General features: G+C 69.6%; 21 protein-coding genes and 1 pseudogene. 12 read left to right on the forward strand and 10 right to left on the reverse strand.

What is annotated here, in order from left to right; genetic code table 11:
• Complete coding sequence (locus ACLQ2Q_RS03445; RefSeq protein WP_425817958.1) at positions 1-435, forward strand: cytochrome c oxidase subunit 4; 435 nt, start codon at positions 1-3, stop codon at positions 433-435.
• A complete protein-coding gene (locus tag ACLQ2Q_RS03450; RefSeq protein ID WP_425818615.1) occupies positions 435-1,247 on the forward strand; it encodes a PP2C family protein-serine/threonine phosphatase in 813 nt (270 codons plus the stop codon). The genes ACLQ2Q_RS03445 and ACLQ2Q_RS03450 overlap by 1 nt, the downstream gene beginning before the upstream one ends.
• Here ACLQ2Q_RS03450 and ACLQ2Q_RS03455 read toward each other — a convergent pair.
• From ACLQ2Q_RS03455 to ACLQ2Q_RS03475, 5 genes are all read right to left on the reverse strand, one after another.
• Positions 1,244-1,765: a rhodanese-like domain-containing protein gene (locus ACLQ2Q_RS03455; RefSeq protein WP_425817960.1), complete on the reverse strand. Its 522-nt coding sequence runs from the start codon at positions 1,763-1,765 to the stop codon at positions 1,244-1,246. The two genes, ACLQ2Q_RS03450 and ACLQ2Q_RS03455, sit on opposite strands and share 4 nt — an antisense overlap.
• A gap of 138 nt (positions 1,766-1,903) precedes the next feature.
• Positions 1,904-3,724, reverse strand: a complete 1,821-nt coding sequence (locus ACLQ2Q_RS03460) for a cytochrome b (RefSeq protein ID WP_425817962.1) — start codon at positions 3,722-3,724, stop codon at positions 1,904-1,906.
• Positions 3,721-4,779, reverse strand: coding sequence for a Rieske 2Fe-2S domain-containing protein (locus tag ACLQ2Q_RS03465; protein WP_425817964.1), 1,059 nt, complete (start codon positions 4,777-4,779; stop codon positions 3,721-3,723). Before ACLQ2Q_RS03465 ends, ACLQ2Q_RS03460 begins: the two co-directional genes overlap by 4 nt.
• 40 nt (positions 4,780-4,819) lie before the next feature.
• Positions 4,820-5,623, reverse strand: a complete 804-nt coding sequence (locus ACLQ2Q_RS03470; protein ID WP_425817966.1) for a c-type cytochrome — start codon at positions 5,621-5,623, stop codon at positions 4,820-4,822.
• Positions 5,624-5,644: 21 nt separating this feature from the next.
• The gene (locus tag ACLQ2Q_RS03475) at positions 5,645-6,283 is read right to left on the reverse strand and encodes a cytochrome c oxidase subunit 3 (protein WP_425817969.1); all 639 of its coding nucleotides are present in this window, start codon (positions 6,281-6,283) and stop codon (positions 5,645-5,647) included.
• 177 nt (positions 6,284-6,460) lie between these two features.
• Here ACLQ2Q_RS03475 and trpD point away from each other — a divergent pair, with 177 nt between their 5' ends.
• From trpD to ACLQ2Q_RS03500, 5 genes are all read left to right on the forward strand, one after another.
• Entirely contained in the window at positions 6,461-7,525 is a 1,065-nt protein-coding gene (gene trpD / locus ACLQ2Q_RS03480) for an anthranilate phosphoribosyltransferase (protein WP_425817971.1), read from the forward strand.
• Between the two features lie 80 nt (positions 7,526-7,605).
• A complete protein-coding gene (locus ACLQ2Q_RS03485; RefSeq protein ID WP_425817973.1) occupies positions 7,606-8,118 on the forward strand; it encodes an aromatic ring-opening dioxygenase LigA in 513 nt (170 codons plus the stop codon).
• An 8-nt stretch (positions 8,119-8,126) separates the two neighbouring features.
• A complete protein-coding gene (locus ACLQ2Q_RS03490) occupies positions 8,127-9,131 on the forward strand; it encodes a PHP domain-containing protein (protein WP_425817975.1) in 1,005 nt (334 codons plus the stop codon).
• Positions 9,128-9,655, forward strand: coding sequence for a ClbS/DfsB family four-helix bundle protein (locus ACLQ2Q_RS03495; protein WP_425817977.1), 528 nt, complete (start codon positions 9,128-9,130; stop codon positions 9,653-9,655). Before ACLQ2Q_RS03490 ends, ACLQ2Q_RS03495 begins: the two co-directional genes overlap by 4 nt.
• Before the next feature lie 9 nt (positions 9,656-9,664).
• Positions 9,665-10,987 carry a CynX/NimT family MFS transporter gene (locus ACLQ2Q_RS03500; protein ID WP_425817979.1) on the forward strand — a complete coding sequence of 441 codons (1,323 nt, stop codon included), beginning with the start codon at positions 9,665-9,667 and terminating at the stop codon, positions 10,985-10,987.
• A 48-nt stretch (positions 10,988-11,035) separates the two neighbouring features.
• Here ACLQ2Q_RS03500 and ACLQ2Q_RS03505 read toward each other — a convergent pair whose 3' ends face one another.
• Together ACLQ2Q_RS03505 and ACLQ2Q_RS03510 are read right to left on the reverse strand one after the other, a co-directional pair.
• The gene (locus ACLQ2Q_RS03505; RefSeq protein ID WP_425817981.1) at positions 11,036-11,956 is read right to left on the reverse strand and encodes a 5'-3' exonuclease; all 921 of its coding nucleotides are present in this window, start codon (positions 11,954-11,956) and stop codon (positions 11,036-11,038) included.
• A gap of 57 nt (positions 11,957-12,013) precedes the next feature.
• A complete protein-coding gene (locus ACLQ2Q_RS03510) occupies positions 12,014-12,373 on the reverse strand; it encodes a hypothetical protein (protein WP_425817983.1) in 360 nt (119 codons plus the stop codon).
• 215 nt (positions 12,374-12,588) lie between these two features.
• Between ACLQ2Q_RS03510 and ACLQ2Q_RS03515 the strand changes: the two genes are divergently transcribed.
• Positions 12,589-12,888 carry a putative quinol monooxygenase gene (locus tag ACLQ2Q_RS03515; protein WP_425817985.1) on the forward strand — a complete coding sequence of 100 codons (300 nt, stop codon included), beginning with the start codon at positions 12,589-12,591 and terminating at the stop codon, positions 12,886-12,888.
• A 51-nt stretch (positions 12,889-12,939) separates the two neighbouring features.
• On the opposite strand, the gene ACLQ2Q_RS03520 is transcribed toward ACLQ2Q_RS03515, so the two are convergent.
• Together ACLQ2Q_RS03520 and ACLQ2Q_RS03525 are read right to left on the reverse strand one after the other, a co-directional pair.
• Positions 12,940-13,542 (reverse strand): dihydrofolate reductase family protein, encoded by a 603-nt coding sequence (locus ACLQ2Q_RS03520; protein ID WP_425817987.1) that lies wholly within the window; start codon positions 13,540-13,542, stop codon positions 12,940-12,942.
• A 57-nt stretch (positions 13,543-13,599) separates the two neighbouring features.
• On the reverse strand, positions 13,600-14,379 hold the full coding sequence (locus tag ACLQ2Q_RS03525; protein WP_425817989.1) for an SDR family NAD(P)-dependent oxidoreductase: 780 nt from the start codon (positions 14,377-14,379) through the stop codon (positions 13,600-13,602).
• 32 nt (positions 14,380-14,411) lie between these two features.
• Between ACLQ2Q_RS03525 and ACLQ2Q_RS03530 the strand changes: the two are divergent.
• The 3 genes and pseudogenes from ACLQ2Q_RS03530 to ACLQ2Q_RS03540 form a co-directional block, all read left to right on the forward strand.
• Positions 14,412-14,507, forward strand: a pseudogene (locus ACLQ2Q_RS03530) (SEC-C metal-binding domain-containing protein); the annotation flags it as partial.
• 45 nt (positions 14,508-14,552) lie between these two features.
• A complete protein-coding gene (locus ACLQ2Q_RS03535) occupies positions 14,553-14,822 on the forward strand; it encodes a YchJ family protein (RefSeq protein ID WP_425818617.1) in 270 nt (89 codons plus the stop codon).
• Positions 14,823-14,862: 40 nt separating this feature from the next.
• Complete coding sequence (locus ACLQ2Q_RS03540) at positions 14,863-15,963, forward strand: NAD(P)-binding domain-containing protein (RefSeq protein ID WP_425817991.1); 1,101 nt, start codon at positions 14,863-14,865, stop codon at positions 15,961-15,963.
• 12 nt (positions 15,964-15,975) lie between these two features.
• Here the strand turns inward: ACLQ2Q_RS03540 and ACLQ2Q_RS03545 are convergent, their stop codons facing one another.
• A complete protein-coding gene (locus tag ACLQ2Q_RS03545) occupies positions 15,976-16,386 on the reverse strand; it encodes a VOC family protein (RefSeq protein ID WP_425817993.1) in 411 nt (136 codons plus the stop codon).
• Positions 16,387-16,476: 90 nt separating this feature from the next.
• Here ACLQ2Q_RS03545 and mmuM point away from each other — a divergent pair, with 90 nt between their 5' ends.
• A complete protein-coding gene (gene mmuM / locus ACLQ2Q_RS03550) occupies positions 16,477-17,391 on the forward strand; it encodes a homocysteine S-methyltransferase (RefSeq protein WP_425817995.1) in 915 nt (304 codons plus the stop codon).
• The last annotated feature ends 25 nt before the right edge of the window (positions 17,392-17,416 follow it).

A 17,416-nucleotide genomic window follows, 5' to 3' on the forward strand; every position in this document is an offset into this window, starting at 1 on the left:
GTGCGCTCCAATACCAACCTCTGGTGGCTTCTCGCCGGGTTCTTCGGGCTCGTCGGGGCCGTCTACACGGTGTGGAACATCCTGGTGCAGCCCGAGGCGCCGCTCGTCAACCAGATCGAGTGGGTCGGCACCGTTGCGCTCTTCTTCGCGGCGTTGATGGCCGTGCTCGTCGCGTTCTACCTCGGTCGGGTTCACAAGGCGCAGGGCGGTGAGCTCCCCGAAGACAACCTGACCGCGGACATCGACGACGGTGACCCGGAACTCGGCGAGTTCAGCCCGTGGTCGTGGTGGCCCATCGTGCTCGCCTTCGCCGCCGGGGTGGCCATGACCGGCCTCGCCGTGGGGACCTGGCTCCTGCCGATCGGCTTCGCCATCTTCCTCGTCGCAATCGTGGGCTGGGTGTACGAGTACTACCGCGGATACTTCGCACGCTGATATCGCTCAGCTTCGAGGCGGCGGTCGTCTCCGACACGGGACGATACCGCCGGTCCAATCAGGACTCGGCGTTCATCGCTCCGTCCGCCGTCGGCGTCGCCGACGGCGTGGGCGGTGGCCCGGCCGGTGACGTCGCCTCGGCGGTTCTGGTGCATCGCTTCGTCGCCGGCGGCCTCCTGCGCCTTCACGACGGCGAAGAGGTGCGACGGCGCCTGGACATGGCCAACTGGGACATCGGCGCCCTCACGCGGCACGACGACGCTCTTGACGGCATGGCCACCACCTTCACGGGCATCTTCCTGCACGGCGACGAGCTGCTCGTGGCGCACGTCGGCGACTCCCGGGCGTATCTGCTGCGGGACGGCGATCTGACACGGTGCACCAGGGACGACTCGTACGTGCAGGACCTCGTCGACGCCGGGCTGGTCACCGCGGATGACGCGGCCCATCACCCCCGGCGGAACCTCGTCACCGCGTCATTCGGCGGCGCTCCGACCGACGCCGCGCGTCTGACGGTGAGCCGGCACGCCGCCACGGCGGGGGAGCGGTGGATGCTGTGCAGCGACGGCGTCTCGGACTACCTTCCGGAGAACGAGATCGCGGCCATTCTGCGGTGGGGGCATCCCGAACAGGCGGCGCAGGCGCTCGTCCACGGCGCGCTGGACACGGGCAGCAGAGACAACGTGACCGCGGTCGTCGCCGATGTCGTGGCGCGTTCGCCCCTCCAAGACGACCGGCGGCCGAACAGCGCGCGCGGCTCTGTGGCGTTCGCCGGGGCGGCCGGCGAGCTGTTCCAGGAAGAACTCGCCTAGCAGGCGCAGGACGCCGCTGAGCCGCTCAGGGTGCCCGTCAGGGGGTCGACCGCGCGGCGGTGGATACCCGACCCGTCTTCGACCGGATAGCCCTCACGAGCCCAGTACTCGAAGCCGCCGATCATCTCCTTCGCCTCGAACCCCAGGAGGCTGAGCTCCAGCGCCGCCTTCACGCCGCCGTTGCACCCGGGGCTCCAGCAGTACACGACGACGGGAACGCCGGCTCGCAACTCGCCCGGTGCGCGGTCTGCGATCTCCCGCGTGGGCATGTGGATCGCGCCGGCGGCGTGGCCCTGAGCCCACGCTTCGGCGCTGCGGGAGTCGAGCAGAACGAACTCCTCACCGGCCCGCTGGGCGGCGTACACGTCCGAGGCATCCGTCTCGAAGCGCAGCCGACGGCGGAAGAACTCCGCGGCCTCGGCGGCTCGTGTCGACTCCGCCGGCTGGGTGGTGGGGCCGGTGGTCGGGGAGGCCGGGCCGCGCTCGGATGGGTCGACGTATGGGAGTGTGGAAGTCATACTCCTCAGCCTATGAACGGCGCGTCCGGGGCCTCGACAGCGCGTCGGTCAGTGATCGCGCGATTTCCGCCAGAACGACGGATGCCCCGGCCGCCGCATGACGGGGGCCGGGGCATCCGGTGTCCTGCTTTCGCCCGGCTAGGGCTTCTTGTCCCTCTTGGCCTTGCGGTCATCGCCGCCACCATCGGACACCATCACGTTGGAGGGCCGGTTGCCGGTCTCGGTGACCTTGACCTCCTCCTGCGCGACGGCGTCGGGGAGTCCGGCGCGCTCGTGGGCCGCCTGGATCTCGCCTGCCTCTTCCGTTGCGATGTGATCGAGCGAGTGGTGCTGGTGCGCGACCGCGGCCTCGAGCTCCGCCGCGGAGACCGGGGCGAGCCGGTCCTCGAAGAACCAGCGCGACAGGGACGCTCGGATGTTCTCGTACCACGGGATGCGGCCCTGGGCGTTCGGGCGGACGATGAGCGGCTCGTAGCTCTCCACATCCACCAGGCGCCAGCGCTCGTAGGCGTCGACGGGCTGGTGCACCTCGATGTACTCGCCGCCGGGGAGGCGGACGATCCGGCCGGACTCGAAGCCGTGCAGCGCGATCTCGCGGTCCTTGCGCTGCAGGGCGATGCAGATGCGCTTCGTGACGAAGTAGGCGATCACCGGACCGATGATCAGCAGAGCCTGCAGCGTGTGGATCACGCCTTCCATCGTGACCCAGAAGTGCGTCGCGATGATGTCCGATGAGGCGGCGGCCCACAGCACCGCGTAGAACGTCACACCGGCGGCGCCGATCGCCGTGCGCGTGGCCGCATTGCGGGGGCGCTGGGCGATGTGGTGCTCTCGCTTGTCGCCCGTGACCCACGCCTCCAGGAAGGGGTAGACCATCACGAGCACGATGAAGACGCCGATGACACCGAGCGGAAGCAGGATGTTCCACGAGAAGGTGTAGCCGAGGATCACCGACTCGAGATGGGGAGGCACGAGGCGCAGTCCGCCATCGGCGAAGCCGATGTACCAGTCGGGCTGCGTTCCGGCCGAGACGGGGGAAGGGTCGTATGGTCCGTAGTTCCAGATCGGGTTGATCGTGAACAGCGATGCGATGAGCACGATCACGCCGAACGTGATGAACAGGAACCCACCCATCTTGGTCATGTAGATGGGCATCATCGGGTAGCCGACGACGTTCTGATTCGTGCGACCGGGGCCCGCGAACTGGGTGTGCTTGTTGATCACCATGAGCATGAGGTGAAGGCCCACGAGGGCCACGACGAGCGCGGGCAGCAGCAGGATGTGCAGCGTGTAGAGGCGGCCCACGATCTCACTGCCCGGGAACTCACCTCCGAAGAAGAGGAACGACACCCACGTGCCGACGACGGGGATGCCCTTGACCATCCCGTCGATGATGCGCAGGCCGTTGCCGGAAAGCAGGTCGTCGGGGAGCGAGTAGCCCGTGAACCCCTCGGCCATCGCCAGGATGAAGAGGATGAAGCCGATCACCCAGTTGAGCTCGCGCGGCTTGCGGAACGCTCCGGTGAAGAACACGCGGAGCATGTGCACGCCGATGCCGGCTATGAACACCAGCGCCGCCCAGTGGTGGATCTGGCGGACCAGAAGCCCGCCTCGCACGTCGAACGAGATCGCGAGCGAGGACTGGAGGGCCGCGGACATCTCGACGCCTCGCATCGGTGCGAAGTTGCCGGTGTAGTGCGTCTCGACCATCGACGCCTGGAAGAAGAAGGTCAGGAAGGTGCCCGAGAGGAGCACCACGACGAAGCTCCAGAGGGCGATCTCTCCCAGCATGAACGACCAGTGGTCGGGGAAGATCTTGCGGCCGAGCTCCTTGACGAACCCGGAGAGGCTCGTCCGCTCGTCGATGTAGTTCGATGCGGCACCGACGAAGCGGCCGCCGAGCGGCTTTTCGCGCTCGGGGACGACGACCGGTTCAGCGGTCACCTGTGTGGTACTCAATTTCGCTCACGCTCCCAGAAGCTGGGGCCGACGGGTTCGTGGAAGTCACTCTGGGCGATGAGGTATCCCTCGTCGTCCACGGTGATCGGAAGCTGCGGCAGGGGTCGGGCGGCCGGTCCGAAGATCACGGCCGCGTGGTTCGCCACGTCGAACTGCGACTGGTGGCAGGGGCACAGCAGGTGATGCGTCTGCTGTTCGTAGAGCGCGACGGGACATCCGACGTGGGTGCAGACCTTGGAGTAGGCCACGATTCCGTCGTACGACCAGCCGGCCCGTTCGGGCGTTTCGTTGAGGTCTTCGGGGAGCAGGCGCATGAGCAGCACGATGGCCTTCGCCTTGGCCTCGAGGTAGCCCTCCTCGTGGCTCAGTTCGGCCAGGGACTCGGGGATGACATGCACGGCGGAGCCGAGCGTGAGGTCCGCGGCGCGGATCGGAGTGCCCTCGGGGTCGTGCGCCAGGCGCATGCCCTCGGTCCACATCGTGACTTTGAGGAGCTCTACCGGGTCCTCGTTCTGCGGAGCGAGTCCGCGGAACAGGGTGATCCCGGGCAGGACCGACGCGGCCAGAGCGGCGATGAGCGAATTGCGGATCACCGTGCGGCGGCCGAATCCTGATTCCTCATTGGCGTCCGCGAACGCCTGGACGGCGGCAGCTCGCGTCGAATCCCGACCCCGCGTGGGGTGGCGGTATTCCACGTGCTCCTTGTCGGACATGATGGCCTTGGACCAGTGGATGCCGGCGATGCCGATGGCCAGGAGCGCGAGGCCGATGCCGAGCCCGATGAACAGGTTGTTGTCGCGGATCGCAAGGACCTGCCCGCTTTCGATCGGGAAGATCATGTAGGCGGCGATGGCCCAGATGCTGGCGGCGACCGAGATGTAGAAGAGCGTGTAGACCGTGCGAACGGCGTTCTTCATCGCCCGCGGATCCTGGTCGGTCACCCGCGCACGATGCGCCGGCAGCCCGGGGTTCTCCACGGGGTCGGGGGTCGCGACTACCAGACCCGCCGAGGGCTTGTACGCCCTGTCGAGCTGCGCCTCGTCCTCGTGTGCCATTGCTCTCCTCGTGCGTCCTCTTCGTGAAATGAATGCGTCGTCAGTTGGACTTGGCCGTGATCCAGACGGTCAGCGCGACGAGCGCGCCGATGCCGAAGATCCAGGCGAAGAGGCCTTCCGAGACCGGCCCCAGCGCGCCGAGGTTGAACCCGCCCGGCGATGGGTTGTCCTGCAGCCAGAGCAGCGACGAGATGATGTCGCGCTTGTCCTCGGCGGTCAGGGTCAGGTCGTTGAACACGGGCATGTTCTGCGGGCCCGTGGCCATGGCCGCGTACATGTGCAGCGCGCTCGTGTCGGTCAGAGCCGGCGCGTACTTTCCTTCTGTGAGGGCACCGCCCGCGGCCGCCACGTTGTGGCACATCGCGCAGTTGATGCGGAAGAGCTCGGCGCCTCGGGCGACATCGCCGTCGCCGTCGATGATCTCCTCATCCGGGAAGCCGGGACCGGGGGCGACCGACTGCACGTAGTTCGCCATCGCGAGCGACTGCTCCTCGGTGAACTGCGGCGGCTTCTCCGGCGCCTGCGGCGACTGGCGCTCCAGCGGCATCCGCCCCGTCGAGACCTGGAACTCGACCGAGAGCGCACCGGCACCATAGAGCGACGGGCCGTTCTCCGTGCCCTGGAGGTCGAGGCCGTGGCACGTCGCGCAGTTGGCCTGGAACAGCTTCTTGCCGTCCTCGACGGTCAGGGTGCTCGCGGCGCTCTGCTGGTCGGAGGATGCGGCCACGGCGGCCGTCGCTCCGGCATAGGCGCCGCCGGTCAGCAGCAGTCCGATGCCGATCAGTGCGGCTGCGGCGAGGGGGCTGCGACGTCCGTTGGAGTGCCGCTTCTTCTCTCGTGCCATGTGGGGGATCCGCTCCGCTCTCTATTTCAGGAAGTAGATGACGAGGAACAGCGCGATCCACACCACGTCGACGAAGTGCCAGTAGTACGAAACGACGATCGCGGTCGTCGCCTCCTTGTGCCGGAAGTTCTTGACCGCGTAGGCGCGGCCGATGACGAGCAGGAAGGCGAGCAGGCCGCCTGTCACGTGCAGGGCGTGGAAGCCCGTCGTCAGATAGAAGGCCGATGCGTAGGAGTTGGCGCTGATCGGCATGCCCTCGGCGACCAGCTGGGCGTACTCCCAGACCTGGCCCGACACGAAGACGGCGCCGAGCGCGAAGGTGAGGAAGAACCACTCCACCATGCCCCAGCCGAGCCAGCCGCGCTTGCGCGTCGAATACGGCTGGAACCGCTCCGCGGCGAAGACGCCCATCTGGCACGTCACGGATGAGAGCACGAGGATGATGGTGTTCACCGTGGCGTAGGGGATGTTCAGCAGCTGGGTCTCCTGCGCCCACAGCTCCGGAGACGTGCTGCGCAGCGTGAAGTAGATCGCGAAGAGACCCGCGAAGAACATGACTTCACTGCCGAGCCACACGATCGTGCCGACGGCGACCGGGTCGGGCCGCTTGATCTGTCGTGCCACAGGGGCATAGGTCGCTGAGGTCGTCACGTTCCCCATTATGGCCGATACAGAGCCGCGGGTTCGCAAACGGGGGTATCGTTTTGGCCCGATCTCTCGACGGCGAACTATATGGATAAGCTCGGAGACCCCCGTGAAGTGGCTGGGCATCCGAAGCCGGCGCGGGGGACCGGCGGTGCGCTCAGGCCGACGGAATGCCTGGATAGGATCGCAGGCATGGCTGAGCAGCTCACGTGGCCCGATCTCCTGGCATCCCTCCTTCGGCGGGAGGACCTGAGCGTCTGGGAGTCGACGTGGGCGATGCGCCGGGTGATGGCGGGGGAAGCCACCCCGTCTCAGCTGGCCGGGTTCCTCGTCGCGCTGCGCGCGAAGGGAGAGACGGTCGATGAGATCGTTGGCTTCCGCGACGCGATCCTCGAGGCGGCTCTTCCGCTGCCGGTGGACCCCAACGTCCTGGACATCGTCGGCACGGGGGGCGACCGTTTCGGCACCGTGAACGTGTCCACGATGTCGGCGATCGTCGCCGCAGCGGCCGGTGTGCCGGTCGTCAAGCACGGCAACCGCGCGGCCAGCTCGTCATCCGGGTCCTCCGACGTGCTGGCGGCCCTCGGCATCGACCTGTCGCTCTCGCCCCAGCAGGTGGCGGAGACCCTCGACCGCACGGGCATCACGTTCGCCTTCGCCTCCGCCTTCCACCCGGGGTTCCGGCATGCCGGCCCGACGAGGGCCGAGCTGGGCGTGCCGACCGTCTTCAACTTCCTCGGACCGCTCTGCAACCCCGCGCGCGCCGAGGCGAACGCCGTGGGGGTCGCGCACCTCGACCGCGTGCCCCTCATCACGGGGGTCTTCCGCACGCGCGGTGCCACGGCCCTCGTCTTCCGCGGTGACGACGGTCTGGACGAGCTGACGACGACGGGACACAGCCGGATGTGGGAGGTCAGCCGCGGCGACGTGCACGAGCACGACATCGACCCGCGCGATCTGGGCATCCCGTTCTCCGACATCGACGCGCTCCGAGGCGGCGCCCCGGCGCACAACGCGGACGTCGTGCGGCGTGTGCTCGCGGGGGAGTCCGGTCCGGTCCGCGACATCGTCCTGCTGAACACGGCGGCCGGGATCGTCGCCTTCCGGCTCTCGCAGGACGCCGCGCAGGTGAACAGGCCGATCCTGGAGCGCCTTGCGGAGGGCATGGATGCCGCGGCCGCTGCCATCGACGACGGCTCGGCCGAATCGAAGCTCTCTTCGTGGGTCGAGGCGACCCGGTCCTTCGCGGCGGCCTGACGCGGCAGCCGCTGCCCTGGCGCGACGTCGGCGCACGGCGCTAGCGTGAGAGACGTTCAGGCCGATCCTCAGGAGGTGCGATGTCGGAAACCCGAAGTCCCGGCGCGGTGCCGGCGGCGACCGCCGACACGGTGCAGGCGCCCACCCGCAGCCTCGGACCGGTGAAGGTGATCGGCGTGCTCGGCATGCTGGGTGGGATCGCGCTCGTCGTCGTCGGCATCATCGTATGGGTGGCCGTCTCGACGCAGCTGCGCGCCGAGAACATCACGATCCCGGATGACGCCATGGCGTTCCAGGGCCAGATGGTGCAGGGTCCGATGACCGCATATGTGCAGGCCGACATCATCCAGCGGCACGCGATGGAGGCATCCGGCGGGCAGACGTATGCGCAACTGGCGCAGGACGACCCCATTCGGGACACGATGATGAATGCCTCGTTCCTTCGCGCATCCCTGTTCACGTCGGTGGTGTCGTTCGGCGTCGCCGCCTTCGCCATCGGCGTCGGCATCCTGTTCATCCTCCTCGGCTGGGCACTCAGGCGGCTCGCGGATGCGCCCGTGGTCGTGAAGCGCTCGTCCGTCGTCGGCGTCTAGCCGGATCCATGCATCCGATCGACGCCCTCAACGAGATCGCCTATCTGCTGGAGCGCGAGCGATCATCCCGCTACAAGTCGAAAGCGTTCCGTACGGCGGCCGACGCCGTCGCGTCCCTGCCCCCGGACGTGCTCGAGGACCCCGACCGGCTGCGGCGCACGAAGGGCATCGGCGACTCGACCTACGCCGTCATCCGTCAGGCGCTGGAGGGCAGGGTGCCCGACTACCTCGTCGACCTGCGCGAGCGGGTGGGTGTCGCCGGCCGGAGCGAGCTCCGCGGCACGCTGCGCGGCGACCTGCACTCGCACAGCGACTGGTCCGACGGTACGACGACCATCGAGCTCATGGCGGACAGCGCGCGCAGGCTCGGCCACGAGTACCTCGCCCTGACCGACCACTCGCCCCGGCTGCGCGTGGCGAACGGACTCTCGCCCGAGCGGCTGCGCGAACAGCTCGACGTCGTGGCGGGGCTCTCCGGCGACGGCTTCACCCTGCTCTCCGGCATCGAGGTCGACATCCTCGAGGAAGGCGCGCTCGACCAGGAGCCGGCTCTCCTGGACCGCCTGAACATCGTCGTCGCGTCGGCGCATTCCCAGCTGCGCATGGAGTCCGGCCCGATGACCCGCCGGCTCGTGGCGGCGGTGTCTGATCCGCACGTCGACGTTCTGGGGCACGTCACCGGCCGGCTCGTCGAAGGTGCCCGCGGCACGAGGCCGCAGTCCACCTTCGACGCGCGCGCGGTGTTCGAGGCCTGCGCGGCGAACGGCGTCGCCGTCGAGATCAACTCCCGTCCCGAGCGCCAGGATCCGCCGGACGAGCTGATCGCGCTCGCGCTGGAGATCGGATGCCTTTTCTCGATCGACTCGGATGCCCACGCGCCGGGTCAGCTGTCGCTCATCGACTACGGCGCCGAGCGGGCGGAGCGGGCTGGAGTCCCTGCGGATCGAATCGTCACCACGTGGCCGCTCGATCGCCTGCTGGCGTGGGCGCACGGTGACGGTGTGCGGCCGTGACAGCGGACGGGCGCGATGCGCTGCTGCGCCGGAACGAGGACGAATACGTGCTGCTGAGAGGGGTGGTCAACCGGCTGCGCGGCGAGGGGCGGATCGATGACCGCTTCGCCGGGGAGGGGCGCGACCGCAGCGTGCGGGACGTGCTCGCCCACCTGCACGCCTGGCACCTGCTGCTCGAGCAGTGGTACGCCGACGGCATGACCGGCGGCTCGCCCGCGATTCCCGCCGAGGGGTACAGCTGGCGCGAACTGGACGACCTGAACGTGGCGCTGAGGGACCGGTGGGCGGACGCCGACGTCGAGGAGGTCGCATCCCTGCTCGAGGATTCGCACGCCCGGCTGCAGCTTCTGGTCGCCGCGCATGACGACGAGGAGCTTTTCGACGCCGAGGCGTACCCGTGGACTCGCGGGTCGGACCTCGGCGAGTTCTGCCTCGAGTGCGGGGGAAACCACTACGCGTGGGCGCGCGACGCCATCGACCGGGGGCTCCGTGCCGAGACGGGCCGCGAAAGGCGGGGTGCCTAGACTTCGAGGGTGACCTCTCTCCCCGCGCCGCACGCGCGCGGGGCCGTCCCGTGGCTCGTCATCGCGGGCGTGCTGGTGGCCGCCCTCAGCCTCCGGGGCCCGATCGTGGCGCCGACACCGGTTCTCGCCGACATCGAGCACGATCTCGGCGTCAACGCGGCGACCGCGGGGTTGCTGACCTCGGTGCCGGTGCTCATGTTCGCGCTGCTGACGCCGCTCGCCGCCCTCGTCATCCGCCGGGCCGGCGCCGAGATCGCCCTCATGCTGTCGCTGTCTGGAGTGCTTCTCGGCACGCTGGTGCGAGCCGTGCCGGGCTTCGGCTGGATGCTCGCGGGATCGCTCGTCATCGGGGCCTCCATCACGATCGGCAACGTCGTCATCCCGGTCATCATCCGGCGGGATGTCGCACCCGAGCGGGTCTCGCTGGTCACCGCGGCGTACACGGCAACCCTCAACGCAGGGTCGCTGCTCACCTCACTTGCCACCGTTCCACTCGCATCGGTCGTCGGATGGAACATGGCGCTGCTGCTCTGGGGTGCCGTCACCCTGGCCGGTGCGGTGCTCTGGGGCGTCCATCTGGGGCGCGAGAAGCGCGCGGGCCGTGGCTGGGGATCGCGCGATTCCGGGGAACAGCACGACCCAGCGGCTCGTCGGGTGTCGACAGGCACCGGCCCCCTCGATGCCGCCTCTCTGACGGGCCCGATGCCGGCCCTGGGGATGCGCGGAGGTCGGAAGGAACGCGGAGCCCGACACGAGCGGACGATGCTGCGCAGGCCGGTGGTGTGGCTGCTCGTGGGCGCGTTCGGGGCGCAGACGTTCGGCTACTACGGAATGTCGACGTGGCTGCCGACGCTTGTCGCCGACACGCTCGGCGTCGGGCAGGCGGCCGCGGGGGCGCTGGCCTCCATCTTCCAGGGCATGGGCATCGTCGGCGCGTTCCTGGTGCCGATCCTCGCGCGCTTCGCACCGCCGGTGGTGCCCGCAGCGGTCGTCTGCTTCTGCTGGCTCGCGCTCAGCGTCGGGCTGCTGCTGGCGCCGGACGCCTTCGTGATCTGGGTCGCGTTCGGGGCGATGGCGCACGCCGGCGGGTTCGTCGTGATCTTCACACTGCTGGTCGGGGTCGCACGAAGCGACGCCGAAGCCGCCGGCATGTCGGCCCTGGTGCAGGGCGGGGGATACGGGATCGGCGCCCTCGGGGCACCGCTGCTGGGCGCCGTGCACGAGGCCACCGGCGGCTGGAGCGCGCCGCTGATGATCATGGCCGGCGTCGCCGTCGCCTACACCGTGCTCCTGCTGTCCGCCTTGGCCGCGGCGCGACGAGCGACGACGTGACAGGCTCTCGGGCTCCCGCGGCGCTGAGTTCCTCCAGCCAGCTCAGTCTCAGCGGGTGAGCGCGGCAAGCACGCGCTCGACCGGCGACGCAAGGTTGTGCGAGTCCGCCAGCGCGCCCAGCTGCGCCCTGGCCGTGTCATCCGGACGCGTGATCCGGGAGTCGATCTCCCCGAGGTCGAGATCGCGCACCACCGCCACGACAGTCGGGGCGACCTGGAGGTACCCCGCGGCGCCGACGATCTTCGACTGGAGGCCGGCCGACATCCCCTCACCCGCTGCCGCGGCGGCGATGATGCCGGGCAGGTCGCCGTGCGTCGCCAAGAGCGTGGCGGCGGTCTTCTCGCCGATCCCCGCCACGCCGGGCAGTCCGTCCGATGCGTCTCCGCGGAGGGTGGCGAAGTCGGCGTACTGGCTCGGCAGCACGCCGTACTTGCCGACGACGACCGCCTCGGTGACGAGTTCCAGGTTGCTCATGCCGCGGGCGGTATAGATCACGCGCACCTGGCGCGCGTCATCCACCAGCTGGAAGAGATCCCGATCGCCGGTGACGATGTCGACCGGCAGCGTGGCCTGCGACGCGAGGCTGCCGATGATGTCGTCGGCCTCGTGGTGAGCGCGGCCGACGATCGGGATCCGAAGGGCCTCGAGCACAGCACGGATGGTGGGGATCTGCACCTCGAGCGGGTCGGGAGTCTCCTCGACGTCCGGCCCGCCGACGACGACTTCGGCAACCCGATGCGACTTGTAGGTGGGGATGAGGTCGACCCGCCACTGGGGCCGCCAGTCGTCGTCCCAGCAGGCGATGAGGTGAGTGGGCTCGTAGGTGGTGACGAGCCGCGTGATGATATCGAGCAGCCCCCGCACCGCGTTGACCGGGGTGCCGTCCGCCGCCTTGACAGTGTCGGGCACGCCGTAGAAGGCACGGAAGTACAGCGATGCGGTGTCGAGGAGCATGAGGCGGTCGGTCACGTGCTCATCCTGCCACGGGGGTGCGACGGGCTTTCAGGGGGCGTGCCGCGCGTCTGTTCAGACGTCGAAGCGGGGAGTCACCGCCCAGGCGGTGCTGCTCGCAAGCACTGCCGCGAGCGCGAGTGCCTGGGCTCGAGCGTCGGCCAGCCCGGACGAGGAGTACACGTCGATCGCCAGTGGGGGCGGCTCGCCGAACTTGGGGATCTCGATCTCGGCCCAGGCGCTGGGAGAGAGCCGGATGAACGGTCGGGCCGTGCCCGCGTTCTCAACCGCCGCGTCGAGCGTCAACGCGACGATCGCGAGGGCATCGAGCTTGGTGACGGCATCACCCACGACGAGCGTCGCGACGTGCGGGGTGCGCTCGGGCGATGGCGACCCCGCTGTGCGGCCCCTGCGCTTCGCTCGTGGCCCCGGCATGGCGAAAGCCTACGGCGGTGCTCAGGGGTGCGGGTCAGTTTCCCGAGACGATCCCGATGATGCCCGACGCCAGAAGATAGATGCCCACCCCTCCCGCGAGCACCCAGACCAGGATGCGGGTGGACGAGGGGCGCTTCGGGTCGTCGATATCCATCGTCCTCAGGGTAGCCGACCCACGCGCGAGCCCTGTCGGGGGGTCGTGCCACACTTCCCGCATGACGTTCGCGAACATCGGCCACCTCGGCACGCTCCCCGGCAAGCGCGACGAACTCGTCGCCATCCTCACGCGCCGCAACCCCGCCATGGCCGAGATAGGATGCCTGCTCTACGAGGTCGGCGTAAACGACGAACAGCCCGACACGGTGTTCGTCGCGGAACTGTGGCGATCGGCCGAGGCGCATCGAGCCTCGCTGGAGCTCTCCGAGGTGAAGGCGGCGATCGCGGAGGCGATGCCACTTCTCTCGGGCGAGATGGGAGGAACGCGATTCGACGTGGTGGGGTCGCCGCTGAGATAGCGGCGCGCCGACGGTGAGCGGAAGCCGGAAGGGTGGGCGGGCCATCGGCCGCTAGCGGCGGCGGTAGGTGACGTGGCTCACGTGGGGGGTGGAACGGGCGGATGCGACGACCCACTCCGACCGCTCGACGCCGTCGAAGAGCCGCACGATGCCGTGACCGCCGAGGCCGACCACGAGAGGCGCGAAATGCAGGCGGAGCTCGTCGATCAGCCCGGCCCGCAGGAACTCGTTGATGGTGGAGGCGCCGCCGGCGATCGCGACGCTGCGCTCACCGGCGGCCGCTCGTGCGGCATCCATCGCCTTCTCCGGCCCATCCGTGATGAAGTGGAATATCGTCCCGCCCTCCATCTCGAGAGGTTCCCGGGCGAAGTGCGTCAGGACGTAGACGGGCGCGTGATACGGCGGTTCGTCCCCCCACCACCCGCGCCAGTCGCCCTTCCATTCACCGCGGACCGGACCGAACATGTTGCGGCCCATGATGTATGCGCCGGCGTCGAGGATCGCGGCGACTTCGTCGGCGCTCTCTCGGCCGTGCTCGAACATCCACTCATGCAGCACCTCGCCGACGCCATCGCCGAACGGGGCCGCGGCCCGCTGGTCGTAGCCGGTCGAATAGCCGTCCATCGACAGCGACAGGTCGCACGTGACCGTCATTGCTCCATTTTCAGGCCGAGCGATGCCGTGCGCCAGAGGATGCGCGGGGTGTCGCGATCAGGTGAGGAGCCGGCCCGTTGCGGCGAGGCTGAGGCGACGGGGCACGATGCCCGCCGCCTTCGCGAGGATTCCGTTCCTCACGCCCGACACGATGCTGGGCGGGGTGTGCGAGCGGTCGATCGCCTTCAGGGCTGTTGCCACGACCTGTTCGGAACTCTGGAATCTCCCGACGGCGGCGTCCTCCGAGCCGACGACGTCGAAGAACTCGGTGCTCGTCGCGCCCGGACTGAGGGCCAGCACGCTGAGGCCGGATTCACGCGTCTCGTACGCGATGGCCTCGGTGAAGCTCAGGACGTAGGCCTTCGAGGCGCCGTAGATCGCCATGTTGGGCAGCGGCTGGTAGGCCGCAGTGCTGGCGATGTTGACCAGCGCGCCTTCCCCCCTGCGGATGAGATCGGGAAGGAACTCGCGAGTGAGCCGCGTCAGCGCCAGCACATTCAGCTGCAGCAGTGACTCGACGCGCGCCGGATCCTCGTTCACGAACGCCCCGCGCATGCCGAATCCCGCGTTGTTGATGAGGGTGTGGATGCCGCGGCCGGCCAGTGCAGCGCGCACGGCCTGCACCGCATCCGGTGTCGTGAGGTCGAGAGGGACGACAGTGGCGCCGACCTTGTGGTCGCGCTCGAGCGCCATCGCCAGCTGCCGCAGACGGTCCTCGCGGCGCGCGACCAGCACCACATCCGCGCCGCGCTCGGCGAAGCGGGTGGCGAACTCCACGCCGAGGCCGGAGCTCGCGCCGGTGATGAGGGCGGTCGTGCCGCGATAGGTCATGGTCATGGTTTTCACCCTAGGCGCGGCAGAATCGGGTCATGTCGTTCGGTCAGGCCGCTCGCGGGACCTTCCCAGCCGTCTCCTCCTCGGCGCGATGCCCGTGTGGCAGCGGGGATGCCTTCGGCGCGTGCTGTCGCACCCTGCACGCCGGTGCGCCGGCCCCGAGCGCGGAGCGGCTGATGCGCGCCCGCTACTCGGCCTTCGTGGTCGGCGATGCCGTCTACCTTTGGGACACCTGGCACGGATCCACTCGGCCGGACACGGTGGAGCTGCACCCGGGCATCCGATGGACGGGGCTGGAGATCGTGGACGTCGTGGATGACGGCGATCGGGCGGTCGTGGAGTTCCGGGCGCACTACCGCGACCCCGAGGGCCAGGGCGTGCAGCAGGAGCGCAGCCGCTTCGCCAGGCGAGCGGGGCGCTGGTTCTACCTCGACGCCGAGGACTGACCGGCGGAATGCGCGAGGGGTGCGGGCGGTTCTCATTCACGTGGATGAATCTCCCGCAGTCCCGCGTGATGTCGACGTCGTCGTCATCGGTGCGGGGCAGGCGGGCCTCTCCGCGGCGTACCACCTGCGGCGGCGCGGCTTCACACCGGTGGACCGGGCGGTCGGTTCAGGGACTTTCGTGGTGCTCGACGCTGACGCCACGCCCGGCGGAGCGTGGCAGCACCGCTGGGAATCGCTGCGGATGGGCACGGTGAACGGCATCCACGAGCTGCCGGGCTTCGAGGTGCCGCCCGCGGATCCGCGCGCCCCGAGCCGCGACATCCTTCCGTCGTACTTCGACGAGTACGAGCGGCGGTTCGATCTCGCGGTCCGGCGGCCCGTGAAGGTGCGCGCGGTGCGACGCACCGGGGACGGAGAGCGTCTGCGGATCGAGACGGAGAACGGGGCATGGTCCGCTCGGCACGTCGTCAATGCCACCGGCACGTGGTCCCGCCCGTTCTGGCCCCACTACCCGGGCCGGGACCTGTTCCAGGGTCGGCAGCTCCACACGGCCGACTACGTGTCGGCCGAGGAGTTCGCGGGCAAGCGGGTGATCATCGTGGGCGCCGGCGTTTCCGCGCTGCAGCTCCTCGATGAGATCTCCCGGGTGGCGGAGACTCTCTGGATGACGCGACGAGAGCCGCAGTGGGTCGAGGAGGACTTCGACATCCCGGCGCGGATCGCAGCGCTCGCAGGCGTCGAGGAGCGGGTGCGCCAGGGCCTGCCGCCGGGCAGCGTGATCTCGGTGACCGGCATGCACTGGACCCCATGGGCGCGGGCAGCCCAGGAGCGGGGCGTGCTGGTGCGGCATCCGATGTTCACCGCCATCGAGCCCGACGGCGTGCGGATGCCGGACGGCTCGTTCCTGGCGGCCGACGTGATCCTGTGGGCGACGGGATTCCGCCCCGCCCTCGACCACCTGGCCCCGCTCGGACTGCGCACCCCGGCGGGTGGCATCCGCGTCGACGGGACCATGGCGATCGACGAGCCTCGGCTGCACCTGATCGGCTACGGCCCGTCACAGTCGACGATCGGGGCGAATCGCGCGGGACGGGCCGCGGTCGCCGCCATCGTGGCGGAGCGGCAGGCGGTCGCGGCCTGAGCGGTGGCCGCGTCAGCTCGTCCGCTCACTCAGGACGTCGAGGTAGTGCTGGTTGAACATCACCCCGAGCACGTTTCCGAAGGGATCGTAGACCGATCCGGTGACGAATCCCGGGCCCTGTTCCGTGACCGGCACGTGCGGGGTGGCGCCCAGCTCGAGCAGGCGCTCGTAGGCGGCGTGTACATCGTCGACCGCCCAGTAGGCGACCGTCCCGCCCTGCTCGCTGGGTGTGGGCCCGACGTAGCGCCGGTCGAGGAGGCCGAGCTCGTGCGAGTAGTCGCCGATGCGGAACTCCACGTAGGCCGTCGCGCCCCCGAACTCCTTCCGGAAGTACGGCTCGATGCCGAGCACCTTCTGATACCAGTCGGCTGCGGCCTCGACGTCGTCGGCGGAGTAGGTGATGGTCGTGAGTCCTCTGAGCATGGAAGCTCCCTTCTGTGCCCGATTCTGCCGCTGGCCACCGACACCGCGGGTGCTCGGCGGAGGCATCCGTCCCCTGCCTAGACTGACGGCGTGACAGCCTTCACCGATGCCCTCGCGGCCGGCCCGATCGTGCTCGACGGGGGTCTCGGCACGCTGCTCGAGGCACAGGGCCATGACCTGTCGTCGTCGCTGTGGTCGGCTCGCCTGCTGCTGGAGGCGCCGACGGAGCTCCGCCGGGCGCACGTCGAGTACTTCGCCGCCGGCGCCAGGGTCGCCATCACGTCTTCGTACCAGGTGAGCTACGAGGCGCTCGCCGCAGAAGGACTCGGCAGCGCTGCGGTGGACGCCCTGCTGGCCTCGAGCGTGCGGCTCGCGCGCGAGGCGCGGGAGGAGGCCGGCCTCTCCGCCGATGAGGCCTGGGTCGCGGCATCCGTCGGGCCGTACGGGGCCTCGCTGGCGGACGGCAGCGAGTACACCGGCGACTACGGACTGGATGTCGACCAGCTGCGCCTGTGGCATCGCCCCCGCATCCGGGCCCTCGCCGCCGCCGCGCCCGATGCCCTGGCGGTCGAGACGCTTCCATCGCTCGCCGAGCTGGAGGCCGTCTGCCTCGAGCTCGAGGGGATCGGGGTCCCCGCGTGGATCAGCGTGACGGTCGCCGACGGCGCGCTGCGCTCGGGCGAGTCGCTGGCGGAAGCCGCGGCCATCGCCGGGGCCACTCCTGAGGTCATCGCCGTCGGCGTCAACTGCTGCGACGTATCCGAGGTCGGAGGCGCCCTCGCCCTGCTCCGTGCGGGCACGGGCAAGCCCGGCGTCGCCTACCCCAACAGCGGTGAACGCTGGAACGCGGACGAGCGCCGCTGGTCGGGCGAAGCCGGCCGCATCTCGCAGTCGGCGGGGGAGTGGGTGGTCGGCGGCGCCCGCCTCGTCGGCGGATGCTGCCGGGTAGGCCCGGATCAGATCTCCGAGGTGGCGCATGCCGTCTCCGCCGCCCCGCGGCGCTGATCGACGCGTAGCGTGGAGGCGAGCG

Source organism: Microbacterium sp. DT81.1 (genome assembly GCF_049844955.1).
Taxonomy (GTDB): Bacteria; Actinomycetota; Actinomycetes; order Actinomycetales; family Microbacteriaceae; genus Microbacterium.

Coding starts and splice junctions, on each gene's coding strand:
- ACLQ2Q_RS03470 (WP_425817966.1), bottom strand. CDS start 5,623: ATGGCACGAGAGAAGAAGCGGCACTCCAACGGACGTCGCAGCCCCCTC.
- ACLQ2Q_RS03485 (WP_425817973.1), top strand. CDS start 7,606: ATGTCGGAAACCCGAAGTCCCGGCGCGGTGCCGGCGGCGACCGCCGAC.
- ACLQ2Q_RS03545 (WP_425817993.1), bottom strand. CDS start 16,386: ATGCTCAGAGGACTCACGACCATCACCTACTCCGCCGACGACGTCGAG.
- ACLQ2Q_RS03535 (WP_425818617.1), top strand. CDS start 14,553: ATGCGCGCCCGCTACTCGGCCTTCGTGGTCGGCGATGCCGTCTACCTT.
- ACLQ2Q_RS03520 (WP_425817987.1), bottom strand. CDS start 13,542: ATGACGGTCACGTGCGACCTGTCGCTGTCGATGGACGGCTATTCGACC.
- ACLQ2Q_RS03490 (WP_425817975.1), top strand. CDS start 8,127: ATGCATCCGATCGACGCCCTCAACGAGATCGCCTATCTGCTGGAGCGC.
- ACLQ2Q_RS03455 (WP_425817960.1), bottom strand. CDS start 1,765: ATGACTTCCACACTCCCATACGTCGACCCATCCGAGCGCGGCCCGGCC.
- ACLQ2Q_RS03515 (WP_425817985.1), top strand. CDS start 12,589: ATGACGTTCGCGAACATCGGCCACCTCGGCACGCTCCCCGGCAAGCGC.
- ACLQ2Q_RS03465 (WP_425817964.1), bottom strand. CDS start 4,779: ATGGCACACGAGGACGAGGCGCAGCTCGACAGGGCGTACAAGCCCTCG.
- ACLQ2Q_RS03475 (WP_425817969.1), bottom strand. CDS start 6,283: ATGGGGAACGTGACGACCTCAGCGACCTATGCCCCTGTGGCACGACAG.
- trpD (WP_425817971.1), top strand. CDS start 6,461: ATGGCTGAGCAGCTCACGTGGCCCGATCTCCTGGCATCCCTCCTTCGG.
- ACLQ2Q_RS03510 (WP_425817983.1), bottom strand. CDS start 12,373: ATGCCGGGGCCACGAGCGAAGCGCAGGGGCCGCACAGCGGGGTCGCCA.
- ACLQ2Q_RS03525 (WP_425817989.1), bottom strand. CDS start 14,379: ATGACCATGACCTATCGCGGCACGACCGCCCTCATCACCGGCGCGAGC.